This is a genomic window from Arthrobacter phoenicis, from assembly GCF_047238215.1.
Classification (GTDB): Bacteria; Actinomycetota; Actinomycetes; order Actinomycetales; family Micrococcaceae; genus Arthrobacter.
On the sequence record NZ_JBDFMK010000001.1, the window covers coordinates 2,758,663 to 2,774,710 of the forward strand.

General features: G+C 68.0%; 14 protein-coding genes. 9 read left to right on the plus strand and 5 right to left on the minus strand.

The window, feature by feature from the left end; all coding sequences use genetic code 11:
* Window positions 1–12: 12 nt before the first annotated feature.
* Both ABC337_RS13020 and ABC337_RS13025 read left to right on the plus strand, forming a co-directional pair.
* Entirely contained in the window at window positions 13–879 is an 867-nt protein-coding gene (locus tag ABC337_RS13020; RefSeq protein WP_412883605.1) for a hypothetical protein, read from the plus strand.
* 227 nt (window positions 880–1,106) lie between these two features.
* On the plus strand, window positions 1,107–1,715 hold the full coding sequence (locus ABC337_RS13025; RefSeq protein ID WP_412883604.1) for a hypothetical protein: 609 nt from the start codon (window positions 1,107–1,109) through the stop codon (window positions 1,713–1,715).
* Between the two features lie 4 nt (window positions 1,716–1,719).
* On the opposite strand, the gene ABC337_RS13030 is transcribed toward ABC337_RS13025, so the two are convergent.
* The 3 genes from ABC337_RS13030 to ABC337_RS13040 all read right to left on the minus strand — a co-directional run bounded on the left by ABC337_RS13030 (window position 1,720) and on the right by ABC337_RS13040 (window position 4,336).
* Window positions 1,720–2,346: a TetR/AcrR family transcriptional regulator gene (locus tag ABC337_RS13030; protein WP_412883603.1), complete on the minus strand. Its 627-nt coding sequence runs from the start codon at window positions 2,344–2,346 to the stop codon at window positions 1,720–1,722.
* Between the two features lie 119 nt (window positions 2,347–2,465).
* On the minus strand, window positions 2,466–3,197 hold the full coding sequence (locus tag ABC337_RS13035) for an ABC transporter ATP-binding protein (RefSeq protein ID WP_412883602.1): 732 nt from the start codon (window positions 3,195–3,197) through the stop codon (window positions 2,466–2,468).
* On the minus strand, window positions 3,194–4,336 hold the full coding sequence (locus ABC337_RS13040) for an ABC transporter permease (RefSeq protein WP_412883601.1): 1,143 nt from the start codon (window positions 4,334–4,336) through the stop codon (window positions 3,194–3,196). The genes ABC337_RS13035 and ABC337_RS13040 overlap by 4 nt, the downstream gene beginning before the upstream one ends.
* A gap of 138 nt (window positions 4,337–4,474) precedes the next feature.
* Here ABC337_RS13040 and ABC337_RS13045 point away from each other — a divergent pair, with 138 nt between their 5' ends.
* Window positions 4,475–5,143: an SDR family NAD(P)-dependent oxidoreductase gene (locus ABC337_RS13045; RefSeq protein WP_412883600.1), complete on the plus strand. Its 669-nt coding sequence runs from the start codon at window positions 4,475–4,477 to the stop codon at window positions 5,141–5,143.
* Between the two features lie 50 nt (window positions 5,144–5,193).
* On the opposite strand, the gene ABC337_RS13050 is transcribed toward ABC337_RS13045, so the two are convergent.
* Window positions 5,194–5,745: a DUF3090 domain-containing protein gene (locus tag ABC337_RS13050; RefSeq protein ID WP_412883599.1), complete on the minus strand. Its 552-nt coding sequence runs from the start codon at window positions 5,743–5,745 to the stop codon at window positions 5,194–5,196.
* Between the two features lie 80 nt (window positions 5,746–5,825).
* Here ABC337_RS13050 and ABC337_RS13055 point away from each other — a divergent pair, with 80 nt between their 5' ends.
* From ABC337_RS13055 to ABC337_RS13075, 5 genes are all read left to right on the plus strand, one after another.
* Window positions 5,826–6,728 (plus strand): dihydrodipicolinate synthase family protein, encoded by a 903-nt coding sequence (locus tag ABC337_RS13055; RefSeq protein ID WP_412883598.1) that lies wholly within the window; start codon window positions 5,826–5,828, stop codon window positions 6,726–6,728.
* Between the two features lie 39 nt (window positions 6,729–6,767).
* Window positions 6,768–8,378, plus strand: coding sequence for a cryptochrome/photolyase family protein (locus tag ABC337_RS13060; protein ID WP_412883597.1), 1,611 nt, complete (start codon window positions 6,768–6,770; stop codon window positions 8,376–8,378).
* A gap of 299 nt (window positions 8,379–8,677) precedes the next feature.
* Window positions 8,678–10,459 carry an ABC transporter family substrate-binding protein gene (locus ABC337_RS13065; protein WP_412883596.1) on the plus strand — a complete coding sequence of 594 codons (1,782 nt, stop codon included), beginning with the start codon at window positions 8,678–8,680 and terminating at the stop codon, window positions 10,457–10,459.
* Between the two features lie 176 nt (window positions 10,460–10,635).
* Window positions 10,636–12,177: an ABC transporter permease gene (locus ABC337_RS13070; protein WP_412883595.1), complete on the plus strand. Its 1,542-nt coding sequence runs from the start codon at window positions 10,636–10,638 to the stop codon at window positions 12,175–12,177.
* A 26-nt stretch (window positions 12,178–12,203) separates the two neighbouring features.
* The gene (locus ABC337_RS13075) at window positions 12,204–13,325 is read left to right on the plus strand and encodes an ABC transporter permease (RefSeq protein ID WP_412884930.1); all 1,122 of its coding nucleotides are present in this window, start codon (window positions 12,204–12,206) and stop codon (window positions 13,323–13,325) included.
* 28 nt (window positions 13,326–13,353) lie between these two features.
* Here the strand turns inward: ABC337_RS13075 and ABC337_RS13080 are convergent, their stop codons facing one another.
* A complete protein-coding gene (locus ABC337_RS13080) occupies window positions 13,354–13,983 on the minus strand; it encodes a PH domain-containing protein (RefSeq protein WP_412883594.1) in 630 nt (209 codons plus the stop codon).
* Between the two features lie 76 nt (window positions 13,984–14,059).
* Here ABC337_RS13080 and ABC337_RS13085 point away from each other — a divergent pair, with 76 nt between their 5' ends.
* Entirely contained in the window at window positions 14,060–15,886 is a 1,827-nt protein-coding gene (locus ABC337_RS13085; RefSeq protein ID WP_412883593.1) for an ABC transporter ATP-binding protein, read from the plus strand.
* Window positions 15,887–16,048 lie beyond the last annotated feature (162 nt).

The window sequence follows — 16,048 nt, forward strand, 5'->3', positions numbered from 1 at the left end:
GGGTCGCATAGGATGACTTCACATCCGGGCAAGGTTGGGGGAACCATGATGTCGAGGGCGAAAATTCTTCACAGTCTCGCGGCGGCAGCACTCGTGACGATCCTCCTGGCCGCCTCCGTTCCGGCCGAACCCGGCGCGGATTCCGGTACCCCAAGCTCCGCGACCAGTACCGCCGCCCCGAAAGACTCCGCGGTCACCGCCAAAGGGACACGGCTCTTTTCACAGGCCGACGTCGAGACGTTGGCAGGCATAGTGGCCGGGCCGGGAGGAGCGACGGGGGAGGTTCTTACCGGCGAACGGCTGTGGGATACCAACCAGTCCCTGCATTTCGGTGCCGGTTCGGCAGAGGTCATCCCGGCCGAGTGCTCAGACGTGATCGGTTGGGCCACGCTGATGGCGGAGGGAATACCCTCCGCCGGAACATTCAGCGGAACCCGTGCCGAACCCGTTTTCATCGCCCTCAGCGCGGACCGGGATGCCGCGTTGGCGTTGGCCTTCCGCTCCATAACCAAGCTGCCGGACTGTTCCCCGGCCACCATGACCCTGGACGATCAGTCGTTCACCGCCACGTACCAGCGGGCCTCAGCGTTCACCGATGCTGACCAAAGCTTTGCCGTGATAGCCACCATCATCATGGAAGGCCGACGGCCGGCCCATTTCCTCCGGGTGGCAGCGAAGAACGGGACCTTGTTTGTCCAGACGACGATGTCGCTGGCCGACCCAGACAACTACCGCGCCGAGGCGGACCGTCTCACGGAATACGTCAATCAGGTGGTGCATGGAGAGCAGCAACTCCTGGATGGCGCCCGTCCAAGCCCTGGACAGGGGCCCGACCCCGGGCCGGAGCAGGACCCGCCGAGCGTCATCAGGAGCGCCTGACCAGCCTTCTGCTCGACGGTCTGAACGGTTACCCTCCCCGCCGCCGCGCGAGAGGCGGTGGGAATTTCCACGCGATACTAAGTTTGCTGTCGGTATCGTGGGGGATAATCCCGGTAGGAGCCACACCGTGGCTGCGTAGTCCGCGATGACAAGCGCGCCGTCGTCGTCGAACGTCTCCGGCTCTGGCAGCGGGGCGTAAGGCGGAGACGCACGACGAAAGGAAACCCATGAATCCTGACCACAGCAAGTCCGCCGACGTGAACGCCAAACTGCCGGTCGAGGACCCGACCGGTCAGGACCCGGCCGCGACCGACCCGGATGCCGAGGCGAAACTGCAGCTCCAATTGGCAATCTTCGAGGTCAGCAAGGACTCCAAGGGTCGGAGCCTCGATGAGATCATTACGCGGCTGCGTGCGGCTTTCGCAGACCATGGCGTGGACGAACCGCCCTTCACCTGGCTGGAGTCCGTGGCATCCTCGGCCTACTACGGCGAGCCGTACATCATCGACTTCCCGACGGCGCTGGCAGCGGACGACGTCGTCGCCGCCCCGAATGAGCAGGTCCGGGAGCGTCTGGAGAAGCGCCGCGAGCTCCGTGAGGAGAAGCTGCCGCCGGGTATCTTACCCTCCGCATCCGACTGGAACATTCCCGAGGCTGCGGGCCGCAGCGCTACTGCCGGGGCGAACGCCTTCACCCCGCCGGCATCGAAAAATACGGTGCTGCTGGCCGTCGCAGGGGCCGTGGTCGCGGCGGCAGTCGTGGCCCTGAGCCTCCGGGCATCGAGGCGGCGCGGCAAGGGCCCCCAGGCGGGGGCAACTAAAGCCCGGTCCCGCTAGGACGCTAGTGCCGCGGGCGGTGCCCTTCAGCGTCGCCGCTGCCGCCCGCGGCATTCCTGTGGGCCGCCACGAACGGCCCCAACAGGGTCTCCAGGTGCACGTGGACCTGCGCAACGGGCTGGCCCGCCTCCAGCAGGCGCGTGCCGGCGTGGACCACCGAGTTGATCAGCTCCGCGAGTGACACGGGATCGGCCACGCCGAGGTCAGTGAGCGTGGCGATCAGCGGTTCCTGAAGCTGCCGGTGCATTCGCGTGGCCTGCTCATCGAGTTCGGCCCCCGGAGCCAGCGCAGCCAGTGCCGCGCCGACGGCGTGGGCGCCCTCGGCCACCAGATCCACATTCGCGGTGGCGTAGGCGAGCACCCTGTCGGCTTTGGTCGAGGCGTCGGCCATGGCGCCGGTGACCCGCTCGGTCCAGCGGGGGAAGATATCGCGGACCAAGGCCTGCAGCAGGTCCTGCCGCGAGTCGAAGTACTGGTAGACGCTCGGCCGGGACAGCCCCGCGCGCGTGGCCACCTCCGCCATGGTCGGCGCCTCGGAGGTCTCCCGCAGAATCTCGTGGGCAGCGTCCAGCAGCGCGCGCTCCTGGGCGGCACGGTGCTCTGCGACGGTGGCGGCACTGATTCTGGGCATGACTCGATCCTTTGACGCTGACTGGCCTACCCACAAGGGTACGTCCCGGCTCAGCGGTGAAGCGCAAAATAGGCGCGGGACGGCGGCGCGATAGGACCGCCGCCCCGCACCCGGGGGCCCTAGCGGACCGGGGAGGGAGCCCCGAGCCGCCCGTCCACCATTTCGACGACGCGGTCGCAGTACCCGAGGACGTCGTGGTCGTGCGTGACCATCACCGTCGCGACGCCGTGGTCATGGCTCTGCCGGGCGAGAAGCTCCACCACCTCGCGGCTCCGGGCCCGGTCCAGCGAGGCCGTCGGTTCGTCGACGAGGAGCAGTTTCGCCCCGGTGACCAGGGCCCGGGCGATCCCGATGCGCTGGCGTTCACCGCCGGACAGCTGCGCCGGACGGTTGCCGGCGCGGTGGGCCATGCCGACGCTCTCCAGCAGGGCCACGGGATCGAACGTCCGCGGGCCGCCGGCGAGCCGGTTGACCAGCCGCAGCTGGTCCGCCGCGGTCAGGGCGGGGATGAGGTTGCCGGACTGGAAGACAAAGCCGATGTTGGCCAACCGGAATGCGGCACGCTCGCCCTGGCTCATTGCGCCAAGGTCCTGCCCGTTGACGCTGACGGTTCCGGCGTCGGGGGAGGCGAGGGCACCGGCGACGGCGAGCAACGAGGACTTGCCCGAACCGGACGGCCCGACGACGGCGAGGAACTCCCCGGGGGCGACGTCCAGGCTGACATCGTCCAGGGCCGTGACCTTGGTGTCGCCGTCGCCCAGGCTCATGACAGCATGACGGATGGACAGCCCGGCGGCGGGTGAAGGGTCCGGACGGCAGGGGCCGCCGGCGGGGAACAGCTGTGTGCTCATCGTTGTCCTCCAAGGGCATTGAGCGGATCAATCCGGGAAATACGGACCACGGCCACGGCCGCCCCGATCAGGCCGAGGCCGATGGTGAGCGCCGTGGCTGTGGCGATGGGGGCCGGCTCCAGCGAGAACGGCATGGCCTCCGGGATCGCCGCGCCGAGGCCAAGCCCCGCGGCGACCCCGAGGGCGGTGAAGCCCACCAGCAGGACGGCTGCCTGGGCCAGGCCGTCGCGCAGCAGGTAGCCGGTGGAGGCGCCGATCGCCCGCAGTATAGAGATTTCGTGCTTGCGCTGGATGGTCCACACGGTGAAGAACGCCCCCACCACCAGTGCGCAGATCGCGTAGAGGAAGACCTGGATCATGCTCAGGGTCATGGTTTCGGCCTCGTACCCTGGGGAGGAGTTGAACGCCGCGGACAAGGACTTGGCGGATGTCCCGGCGGCGGAGTCACCGGCGGCAAGATCCAGGGTGGCGCCCGGTTTCGCCTGAAGCGCGACGACGCTGGCGGTATCGAAGCTGAGCGCGGACAGTTGCGCCTCATTCGGTGCTCCGGCGGCGGCCTGGCCGGAGGCGACCAGCTGCCAGGTCTTCAAGGGCAGATAGGCGACGTCCACGTGCCCGAAGGTGGCCTGGCCGTCGGTAAAGCCGACGACCGTGAGCTTGGTGCCGATCCGGTCGAGGGTGACGACGGTGCCAAGGCTGATGCCCTCGCTCTTAGCCGTCGAAGATACGACGATGCCGTCCGGGGCGCCCAGCGCGTTGCCGGCGGAGCGCGGCGGCTCAAGGAAGGAACCGGGTTCGACGCCGAAGAGGGTGAGGTCCACCTGCTTGCCGGCGTCGGTGGTGGCGTTGGCCATGCCGACGCCCATCAGTCCGGCGGCGGCCACGCCGTCGGCGCCGCGCCAGGCGTCCAGCTGCCGGCGGTCGACGACGGAGCGGGAGAAGGCATTGTCGGTCTTGGTGCCGTGGTCGAAGGCGAAAGCGGTGACCGGCATCGATTTGAGGCCGGATACCCCGTCGTTGACGAGGCCGGAGGAGAGGCCCGAGAGCATCACCATCAGCACGGCGATGAGGGCGATGACACCGCCCATCAGGCTGAAGCGGCCGCGCGCGAAGATCAATTCGCGGAGTGCGAGGAACATTGGCGGTCCTAGGTTGGAGAGTGAGGGGAGCGGATGCTGACGTGCTGTCAGCATCTTGCCGACAGTCTGTCAGGAAAAGAAGATCTCTTCAAATTTGCTGCTCTGGGCAGCCCGGCGCCCCTGCCCTAGGATCGAGCCATGACGACGCTTGAGGGTTCAGTTGTTCTGGTGCTGGGTGCCACGGGAGGGCTCGGGGCACGCATAGCCGCCCGACTGGAAGACGGCGGAGCCACGGTGGTCCGGTCCTCGCGCTCCGGCGGACAGGATCTGCGCTCGCCCGCCGCGGTCAGGGAAGTGCTTGAAGGCGTGATGGCCCAGCACGGCCGGTTGGACGGAGTGGTGGTGGCGGCCGGGGTGGTCGCCTTCGGCGCCGCGGCGGACCTGGAACCGGCAACGGTGGACGAACTCTTCGCCGTGAACACGACCAGCGTCATGGAGCTGATCGCCGGGGCCCAGCCGCACCTGGCGGAGTCGGCGAGGGCGGGCCGGGAGCCGTTCGTAGTCACCCTGAGCGGGGTTGTCGCCGAGGCACCCGTCGCCGGGCTGGCGGCCTATTCGGCGTCGAAGGCCGCGCTCGCAGCCTTCGCGGTGGCCGCCGGCCGCGAGTTCCGCCGCGCCGGGATCCGGATCCTGGACGCGAGGCCGGGCCATACCGGCACGGCGCTGTCAGAACATCCGATCGCCGGGCAGGCGCCGAAGTTTGGCGCGGCGCTGGACCCGGACGCGGTCGCCGCCCGGATTGTCACCGCCATTATCGACGGCGAGAAGGATCTTCCCAGCACGGCTTTCGCGGGCGGCGGGTCGTGACCTCCTGAAGACCCGAGGGGCCGGAATAACCTGGTTCGCCTAGAGGGAAATTACATGCCGGGAAGGGTGCAGGTGTGACCGTCGGGGCCCATCGGATAGCCGCAGAGCGGGCAGGTCGGACGCCCGGCTCCCACAACTTCCCGGGTGCGCTTGGCGAAGGCCCGCGCGGTTCCCACCGGGATGCGCACCAGGAGCATTTCGCGATCGTCCGCGTCGGCGTCGAACGAATCGTCGTCCTCATCGGCGTTGACGTCGGTGATCGGGTACGCCTCGATGATGATCTGGGCCGTCGTCGGGTCCCAGCCGAGCGTCATGGCACCGGCGCGGAACTGCTCCTGGACGGGCGCCAGCGGATCGTTGTCGACCAGTTCGATCGGTGTGCTGGTGGGCACGCTGAAGGGATTGCCGTCGACGGTGAAGAGCTGATCGAGGATCTCGTCGATCTTCTCCGCCAACTGGGCCGACTGCTGCTTCTCGAGGGCGATGCTCACCGTCTGCGACCCGGCGTTCACCTGGAGGTAGAACGTCCGCGCCCCCGGAACGCCGATGGTGCCGACGACCACCCGGTCTGGCCAGTCAAACTCGTGAACACGTGTGGGCATGTCAGTATTCTAGGCGCAAGGGCCGGCCGCTGCCCTTCGGGCCCGCCCACGCAGTCGGCCGCCACGGCAAGGAGCAACCAGTGAACCCCAGCTTTACCGGCCTGAGTGCCTTCCCCCTCACACCGCTGACACGCGACGCGGTGGATGAGGAGGCGTTCGGCGGCCTCGTCCGGCGCCTGGCCGCGGCAGGCGTCGACTCGATCACGGCCCTCGGATCAACCGGCTCCTACGCCTACCTCAGCCCGGAGGAGCGGGCCGGTGTGGCACGCCTGGCCGTCGCCAACGCCGGCGACGTGCCGGTGTTCGTCGGGGTGGGCGCGCTCCGCACCTCCGACGTCCTCCGCCATATCGACGCCGCCGAACGCGCCGGCGCCGCAGGACTCCTGATCGCTCCGATGACCTACCAGCCGCTCACCGCGGACGACGTCTTCGGTCTCTTCGAGACGGTCACCGGGCACACCGGGCTGCCCGTCATCGTCTACGACAATCCCGGTACCACCCGATTCACCTTCACCACCGACCTGTACGCGGACATCGCGGCGCTCCCTGGGATCGCCTCGATCAAGATCCCCGCCGTCCCCGCCGGACCGGCGGAGGCCTGCGCACGGGTCGCGGGGATCCGCGCCGTCATCCCCGCCCACGTCACCATCGGCATCTCCGGGGATGCTTCCGCCGCGGCCGGGCTGGCAGCGGGCTGCGACGCCTGGTATTCAGTGATTGCCGGGACGCTGCCCGGGCCTGCGCTCACCATCACGCGGGCCGTCCAGGAGGGAAGGGCCGCGGACGCGGCGGCGGAGTCCGCGCGGCTCGGCCCGCTGTGGGAACTCTTCCAGGAGTTCGGCGGCAGCCTCCGCGTTGTTGCGGCGGTGGCCGAACAGCTGGGCCTCGTCCAGGGGCCAAGCCTTCCGCTGCCCATCCGGGGGCTGGACACGGAGCAGCGGGCCCGCGTCGCCCGCGTCCTCAAGGCCCTGGACCTCGGCTGAGGCCGGGGACCGCCGCGCGGAGTCCTCTATCGTAGGGTCATGAGCCCCGGCCCGGAACTGCGCCTCGTCCTCCCGCACCAGCTGTTCGACCAGCACCTGGACGCGGCCGCCGGCACCGTGTTCGTGCTGATCGAGCACGACCTGATGTTCCGCCAGTACTCGTTCCACGCCCAGAAGCTGGTCCTGCACCGGGCCACGATGACCCGCTTCGCCCGCCGGCTGCGCGGCCGCGGCTTCGAGGTGGAGGTCCTGGCCAGCGACGCCGGGCGGCCCTCCGGCGAACAGCTGGCCGCGCTGGTCCGCGGCCGCAGCCCGTCCCGGGTCACGTGGTTCGACGTCGTCGACGACTGGCTGGAGCGGGACCTGGACGCCGCGCTGAACGACGGCGGCTACCGGCCGCGCGAGGCCGACGTGCTGGAGACCCCGAACTTCCTCACCAGCCGCCGGGAGATCGACGACTGGTTCGCCGGGAAAACCGCACGCATGCACGACTTCTACGTGTGGCAGCGCCGCAGGCTGGACCTCCTGATGGAGGGCGGCCAGCCCGTGGGCGGCAAATGGTCCTTTGACGCGGAGAACCGCAAGAAACTGCCGCGCGGCTATACCCCAGCCACCGTGGGCCGGTTCGCCGGTCATCCCGCCGTCGAGCCGCAGGGCAGCTTCGACCTGACGGGTCTGGACGGACCCGCGGCGGAACAGCCCGACGGCGGGCCGCAGGCCGGCCAGCACCGCGACGTCGCCGACGCCATCGATTGGGTGGCCAGGGAGTTCCCGGACGCCCCGGGGGACCCGACGCTTTTCGCCTGGCCCACCAGCGCCGGGGAGGCCCGGGACCATCTGCGTGAATTCGTCCGGGACCGGCTGAACGACTTCGGACCCTACGAGGACGCGATCTCCGCCGGGCACCCGTTCATCGCGCACGGCCTGCTCACCCCGGCCCTGAACGTCGGCCTGCTGGATCCGCGGGAGGTGGTCGACGCCGTCCTGGACGCGGCCGATGAGGCCACGCCCCTGGCCTCGGTGGAGGGCTTCATCCGGCAGGTTATCGGCTGGCGCGAATACATGCGCGCCACGTACCGGACGGGTGGCCGTGCCCTGCGCAGTGCCAACCGGCTGGGGCATCGGAATGAACTGGGTGAGGGCTGGTGGGATGCGGGCACCGGCCTGGCGCCTGTAGACCTGGTGGTCTCCCGCGTCCTGGCCACCGGCTACGCCCACCACATCGAACGGCTGATGGTCCTCGGCAACGCCATGTCCCTGCTGCGCATTCACCCGGACGCCGTCTACGAGTGGTTCATGGAACTGTTCATCGACGCCTACGACTGGGTGATGGTCCCCAACGTCTACGCCATGAGCCAGTTCGCGGCCGGGGATGCCATCACCACCAAGCCCTACGTCTCCGGCAGCAATTACCTGAAGAAGATGTCGGACCTCCCGCCGGGGCAGTGGACCGCGGACTGGGACGGGCTGTACTGGACATTCATCGCGGACCACCGGGAGGTGTTTGCCGCGAACCCGCGGTCGCGGATGGTCGTCTCGTTGCTGGACGGGATGGATCCGGAGACGCGCGCCCGCCACCGGAACCGCGCTGAAGTCCTCCTGGCGGCCGGCCGGCCGGGGAACCGGCTCACCGCAACGGGAGCCCGGTAATTACGGCTTAACTGGGAAACCGCGTCCGGGCGCCGCCAAGCGGATTTCTGCCGGGCCGTCAATAGCCCCCGGTAACGGATCCGTCAACGAATTTTCACAAAATTTACACAGCGGAATCAAAGTTTGTTACAGCTCGATAACGAACGATAGTGCTGTCCGAATTTCCCACCATTCCGCGCCATCCCGGGTTTACAGTTCATGCCATGTGAGACGAACCACACTGCCGCTGGGGGAGTGTGGGCGTCTGGCCGGTGCCGTTGGCGCAGGTCTCATCCACACCACAGAAACAAGGAGGCGGAATGCGCTTCGGTCGTATTTCCAAAGCGGTGGGGGTGGCAGCGGCAGCTGCCCTCGCACTCAGCGCCTGCGCCGGCAACAGCGGCGGGTCAACCCCGTCGTCGTCGGCCGCGGCAGGCAAATCCGGCGGATCGGCAACGGTCGTCGAGGTTAACGCGTTCAACACGTTCAACCCGAACACCGCCGACGGCAACACTGACATCAACTCCAAGGTCAGTTACGCCACCCACTCGGGTTTCTACTACATCGATAACAAGCTGAACGTTGTCCGCAACGAAAAGTTCGGCAAGATGGAAAAGACGTCCGATAACCCGCTGACGGTGAAATACACCATCAACGACGGCGTGAAGTGGTCCGACGGCACGCCCGTCACCACCGCCGACCTCCTACTGCAGTGGGCGGCCTTCTCCGGCTACTACAACGACGCAGACGCCGATGCGAAGACCGGTACCTCGTACTTCTCCTACGCCGGTGACCCCACCGGCCTGGCGCTCACCGACTTCCCGGAGCTGAGCGACGACGGCAAGTCGATGACCATCAAGTACTCCAAGCCCTTCGCCGACTGGGAAATCGCCCTCGGCGGCCCGGGCATCGACATCCCCGCGCACGTCCTGGCCAAGAAGGCCGGCCTGGCCGACGCCAAGGCGTTCGTCTCCATGCTCAAGGGCATGCCACGCGGCGACTCCAAGGCTCCGAAGCCTGCCAACGCGCAGCTGAAGGCCATGTCCGACCTCTGGAACACCGGCTTCGACACCAAGACCCTCCCGGCCGATCCGGAGCTCTTCCTCTCCAACGGCCCGTACGTCGTCAAGACCATCAACCAGGACCAGTCCCTGACCATGGTCAAGAACAAGGACTACAACTGGGGCCCGGACGCCAAGCTGGACGAAATCACCGTTCGCTACATCGGCGACTCCGCCGCCCAGGTCCAGGCGCTGAAGAACGGCGAAGCCGACATCATCGCCCCGCAGGCCTCCGCCGACACGGTGGACCAGCTCAAGGCACTCGAGAGCCAGGGCGTCACGGTCGACCAGGGCAACCAGCTCTCCTACGACCACATCGACCTGAACTACACCGGGCCGTTCGCGGACAAGAACGTCCGCGAGGCGTTCATGAAGACCGTCCCGCGCAAGGACATCGTCGACAAGATCGTCAAGAAGCTTGACCCGAAGGCCGCGCCGCTGGACTCCCAGCTGTTCGTCCCGGACCAGGCCGCCTACGCCGATTCGGTCAAGAACAACGGCTCCTCCGCATACCAGGATGTCGACATCGACGGCGCCAAGAAGCTGCTCAACGGTGCCACCCCCGAAGTCCGCATCATGTACAACAAGGACAACCCCAACCGTGTTGACGCCTTCTCCCTGATCCGCGAGTCCGCCGCCAAGGCAGGCTTCAAGATCGTCGACGGCGGCCTCGGCAAGTCCGACTGGGGCAAGGCCCTGGGCAAGGGTGGCTACGACGCCACCATCTTCGGCTGGATCAACCCGGGCGTCGGTGTCTCCGGCGTCCCGCAGATCTTCAAGACCGGCAACGACTCCAACTTCAACCAGTTCTCCGACAAGGATGCTGACAAGTTGATGGACGAGCTGATCGTCACCACCGACAAGAGCAAGCAGGACGGCCTGATCCAGCAGATCGACAAGAAGATCTGGGATTCCGCGTACGGTCTGCCGCTGTTCCAGGCAGTGGGCGTTGACGCCTACTCCGACCGCATCACCGGTGTGAAGTACATGCCGAACCAGACCGGCGTCTGGTGGAACTTCTGGGAGTGGGCTCAGAAGTAGCCGACGACCGCAAGTAACACGTGCTGGCGAAAGGCGTCGGGACCAAGGCTCCACGGTCCCGACGCCTTTCTAGCGGCACCCCACAGAGGTTTGGCCCCGCCGTATCCCCGCGGCCGGCGTGAACCCAGCAACCGGTCCCGGCAATCCCAGAACCTGAATACCGAGGTTGTACTCCCATGGTGACTTACGTAGTCCGGCGGCTCATGACGGCCGCCCTCATCCTTCTCGGCGCTTCCTTCCTGGTCTATCTCCTGACAGCGGCGTCCGGAGACCCCCTGGAGGAATTCCGGGTCAATAACTCCCCGCAGAAGCAGGCCCTGATGGACGCCCGGACGCAGCTGCTGCAGCTCGACGTCCCCGCCCCGGTGCGCTACTTCCGCTGGCTCGGCGGAGCGGCCCAGTGCCTGGTGCCGTTCGCCAACTCCTGCGACCTGGGCAAGAACATCGCCGGGCAGCCCGTCACGGACGCCCTCGGCCACGCCCTGATCCAGACCCTGACGCTGGTCACCGGCGCCACCATCCTGGCCATCCTGATCGGCATCACGCTCGGCATCATCACCGCCCTGCGCCAGTACAGCGCCCTGGACTACGGCGTCACCTTCATGGCGTTCCTGTTCTTCTCGCTGCCGATCTTCTGGGTCGCCGTCCTGCTCAAGGAATTCGGCGCCATCGGCTTCAACAACTTCCTGAGGGACCCCGACGTCCCGCTGCCCGTGGCTTTGGCCATCGGGCTGGTGCTCGGCGTGATCGTCGCCGTCGCCGCGGGCGGCGCACTGCGACGACGGCTCACCGTCGGCGCTGTCGTCTTTGCCTTCGTCAGCGCCGTCCTGGTCTACTTCTCCGCCACCCTCTGGTTCAAGAACCCGGGCCTCGGCCCGGTGGTGATTGCGATCGCCGGCGTCGGCATCGCCTTCGCCGTCACCCTGCTCTCTGCGGGTCTGAAGAACCGCAAGGCGCTGCAGTCCTCGCTGATTGCCGTCGCCGTCGGCGTCGTCCTCTACTTCGTGGTCCAGCCGCTGCTGAACCAGGCGACCTTCCTGATGATCGTGCTGCTGGCCGTCGCCGCCGTCCTGGTGGGCCTGGGCATCGGCTACCTGATGGGTGGCTACGACCGGGGCCAGTCCATGCGCGCCGCAGCGATCACCTCGTTCCTGGTCGGCGGAATGATCCTGCTGGACCGGTTCATGCAGGCCTGGCCGAGCTACTTCGACAACAGCCGCGTCCGAGGCCGCCCGATCGCCACGATCGGCGCCGGCACCCCCAACATCGAGGGCGACTTCTGGATCCTGGGGCTGGATTCCTTCACTCACCTGATCCTGCCCACCATGGCCCTGATCCTCATCTCGCTGGCCAGCTACACCCGCTTCACCCGGGCCTCGATGCTGGAAATCATGAACATGGACTACATCCGCACCGCCCGGGCCAAGGGCGTCTCGGAACGGACCGTGGTCATGCGGCACGCCTTCCGGAACGCCCTGATTCCCATCGCCACGATCGTGGCCTTCGACATCGGCGGCCTGATCGGCGGCGCCGTCATCACCGAATCCGTGTTCTCGGTGCGCGGCATGGGCTTCCTGTTCCTGGACGGCATCTCCCACACCGACCCCAACCCAGTCATGGGCGTCTTCGTCTGTGTGGCCATCACGGCCATGGGTTTCAACCTCATTGCGGACCTCGCCTACTCCGCACTTGATCCGCGCGTAAGGGTAAAAGCATGAGCCAGCCAAGCCAGCAAGACGAAATCATGGCCGAGGACGCGGCCCTCAAGGGTGCCCCCGCGGCCGGCATCGAACCCGTCCTCGAGGCCAAGGGCCTAAGCCAGGGCCAGATCGTGCGCAAGCGCTTCCTCGGCCATACCGGCGCGATTATCGGCCTGGTGGTCTTCGCCATCATCTTCCTGATGGCCTTCACCTCAGTGGGCTACCTCGGCATCCCCGGCTGGTGGAAGTACAACCACGAGCAGGTCTCCGCCCTGGTCAACGACGGCGCCCCCACCTCCTCGCTCTGGCCGCTGGCCTGGGGCGAGCACCCCTTCGGCCAGGACCGGATCGGCCGCGACTTGTTCGCCATGACCATGCGCGGCGCGCAGCAGTCCATTACCGTCATGGTGGTCATCGGCGTGATTGCCGGCCTGCTCGGTGTCCTGGTGGGAGCCATCTCCGGCTACTTCCGCGGCTGGGCCGAGGCCGTCCTGATGCGCCTCACCGACGTCATCATCATCATCCCGGCACTGCTCCTCGCAGCGGTCATGGCCCAGATGGCCGGCCGGCGCGACTCCGGCAGCTGGTTCGCCTCCTTCGCCAGCACCAACGGCGTCCTGGCCCTGGGCATCTTCCTCGGCCTGATCAGCTGGGTCAGCCTCGCCCGGCTCATGCGCGGCGAGTTCCTGTCCCTGCGGGAACGCGAATTCGTCGACGCCGCCCGGATCTCCGGTGCCAGCAACGCCCGGATCATTTTCAAGCACATCCTGCCCAACGCCGTCGGCGTCCTGATCGTCAACGTCACCCTCACCATGTCCGCGGCCATCCTCACCGAGACCGCGCTGAGCTTCCTGGGCGTCGGCGTCAAGGCCCCGGACACGTCCCTGGGCCTGCTCATCTCGCAGAACCAGCAGGCCTTCGCCACCCGGCCCTGGCTGTTCTGGTTCCCCGGCCTGTTCATTGTGCTGATCTGCCTGAGCATCAACTTCATCGGCGACGGACTGCGGGACGCCTTCGACCCGCGGCAGAAGAAGTTCAACGCCAAGAAGGCCCGCGAGGCCGACGCCGCCGCGGGCGCCCCGGCGGGTTCTTCCGCCGGGGCGGGTGCCTCGCCGGCCGCGGAAAAGTCCGCGGTCACCGCCTTCAACGGCACCAAGGACGACTAAGGTGACAGCCCCGAACCCGGGCCGCAGGCTAGACGGCGGCGACGGTCCAGGCGCTGGCCGCCAGCAGCAGCACGGCGACGGCGATCGCCGCCCACCGCGGGGTCACGGATACTGCGGTGGTGGCGGCCTCGCCGGCGGCCAGGGCGCCAGTCTCCACGAGGGCCTGCCAGCGGCCGCGCACCAGCCGGGCGGCCTGGCCCGAGTCGGTGGTCTTCAAATCGCCCGGGCGCACCGAGTTGCCCGGGCCGTAGCTGGTGTCCGGCAGCCCGCGCAGGTCCTCGGGACGGGCGTTGCGGCCGCCCCAGATGCCCGGCGCGGGGGCTGCCCACGCGGCGTAGCTCTTTTGTGCCGTCACGAGCGTCAGGGCGTAGCGGGTGTCCACGTGCACCAGCGCCGCCCACGGCACCTCGACGGACCGGAACGGGTTCTCCAGGGTGACCCCGCTGTCGTGCACCACGACGGCGGGGAGCCAGAAGAACTGCCAGCCCAGGAAGGCCACCAGCAGCAGGGGAGCGGTGCCCAGCAGCCCCGCGGGACCGGCCGAGGCCACCGTCACGACGAGGCCCAGCAGCCCGACACCCCAGGCCAGGCCGGCGAACCATTTGTTGGTCCGGGCCTTGAAGATTTCGACGTTTCCGGCATCGGGCACTGTGCTCATGCCCCCCATATTTCAGCATTCCGGCCGTGCGCACTAAATTCCCGGTGCGGCGGCCCGGCGGAAGGAACACCCCATCATGACTGACTTCATCACCGTGGACCCGGCGCAGCCCTCCGCCCCCGGCAAGGGCGACGTCGTCCTGGAGGTCCGCGACCTCAGCGTCGACTTCGGCGTGGACAAGAAATGGGTCCCGGCCGCCATCCGGTTGAACTACGAGGTCCGGGCCGGTGAGGTCCTGGCGATCGTCGGCGAGTCCGGCTCGGGCAAGAGCGCCAGCTCCATGGCGCTTCTGGGCCTGCTGCCGAGCAACAGCCGCGTCAGCGGCAGCGTCAAGCTGGCCGGCAAGGAACTCCTCGGCGGCAGCGAGGCCAACATCAGGGCCGTCCGCGGCAAGGACGTCGCCGTGATCTTCCAGGAGCCGATGACCGCGCTGAACCCGGTCTACACCGTCGGGTCGCAGATCGTGGAGACCATCCGGCTGCACAACGAGGTCTCCCCGGACCAGGCCAGGGAACGGGCCGTCCGGATGCTCGAGCTGGTGGAGTTACCGGATCCGGAGAAGGCCTTCCGCTCCTACCCGCACCAGCTCTCCGGCGGCCAGCGGCAGCGCGCCATGATCGCCCAGTCGCTCTCCTGCGACCCCAAGCTGCTGATCGCCGACGAGCCCACCACGGCCCTCGACGTCACCGTCCAGGCCGAAATCCTGGACCTCATGCGCAACCTCCGCAACAAGCTCGACAGCGCGATTGTCCTGATCACCCACGACATGGGCGTCGTCGCCGACCTCGCGGACCGGATCGCGGTCATGCGCCGCGGTGTGATTGTCGAGACCGGCACGGCGGCGGAAATCTTCCACAACCCGCAGCACGAGTACACCAAGGCGCTGCTGGACGCCGTCCCGCACCTGGGCCAGGGCGGGGAGGCCGACGGCGACGTCGACGTTACCGCGGCCCTCGCCGCCGCTACCCAGGCCGACCTCGAAGCCATCCCGCACGAGGAGCTCCTCCGCCGGGAGCGGGCCAACGCCGCGGCCCTCGCCGCCGCCGCGGAGGCCGCCAAGCCGCAGGGCGATCCGGTCCTGGAACTGACCGACGTCGCCATCGAATACCCCAAGCAGGGCCGGGTGCCGGCGTTCCGCGCCGTCGAGGGCGCCAACCTGGCGATTTACCCGGGCCAGGTCGTCGGCCTGGTGGGGGAGTCCGGCTCCGGCAAGACCACCATCGGCCGCGCCGCCGTCGGCCTGCTGCCCGTCGCGGCCGGCACCATGAAGGTGGTGGGCCAGGACATCTCCGCCGCCAAACGCAACGGCCGGCAGCTGCACGAGATGCGCCGCCACGTGGGCATGGTCTTCCAGGACCCGTCCTCCTCGCTGAACCCCCGCCTGCCGATCGGCGAGAGCATCGGCGAGCCGATGTTCCTGGCCGGCGTGGCGAAGGGCGCCGAGCTGCAGTCCCGGATCGAGGCGCTGCTGGACCAGGTGGAACTGCCGCGCAACTACCGCAACCGCTACCCGCACGAACTCTCCGGCGGGCAGAAGCAGCGCGTCGGCATCGCCCGGGCGCTGTCGCTGAAGCCCAAGCTGATGGTGGCCGACGAGCCCACCTCCGCACTGGACGTCTCGGTCCAGGCCAAGGTGCTGGAGCTGTTCCAGAACCTGCAGAAGGAACTCGGCTTCGCCTGCCTCTTCGTCACCCACGACCTCGCCGTCGTCGACGTCCTCGCCGACCGCATCTGCGTGATGCAGCGGGGCCGGATCGTCGAACAGGGCAGCCGCGACCAGATCCTGCGCAACCCGCAGGAACCGTACACCCAGCGCCTGCTGGCCGCGGTGCCCCTGCCGGACCCGGAGAAGCAGCGGGAACGGCGGGAACTGCGTGCCCAGCTGCTCTCGGGCGCCAGCTAAGGGAGCGGTTAGGAGAGGGGCAACAGGGAGGGAATCCAGGAGGAACCGAAAGGCGGGGCACGAATCCTACCAGCCAGTAATCTGTGACTTGAAATACGTTGCGCGTGACGCTAGCCGTCACAGTGCTGTCGAGTCACGGTTTGGCAACGGAGTTCCATGATC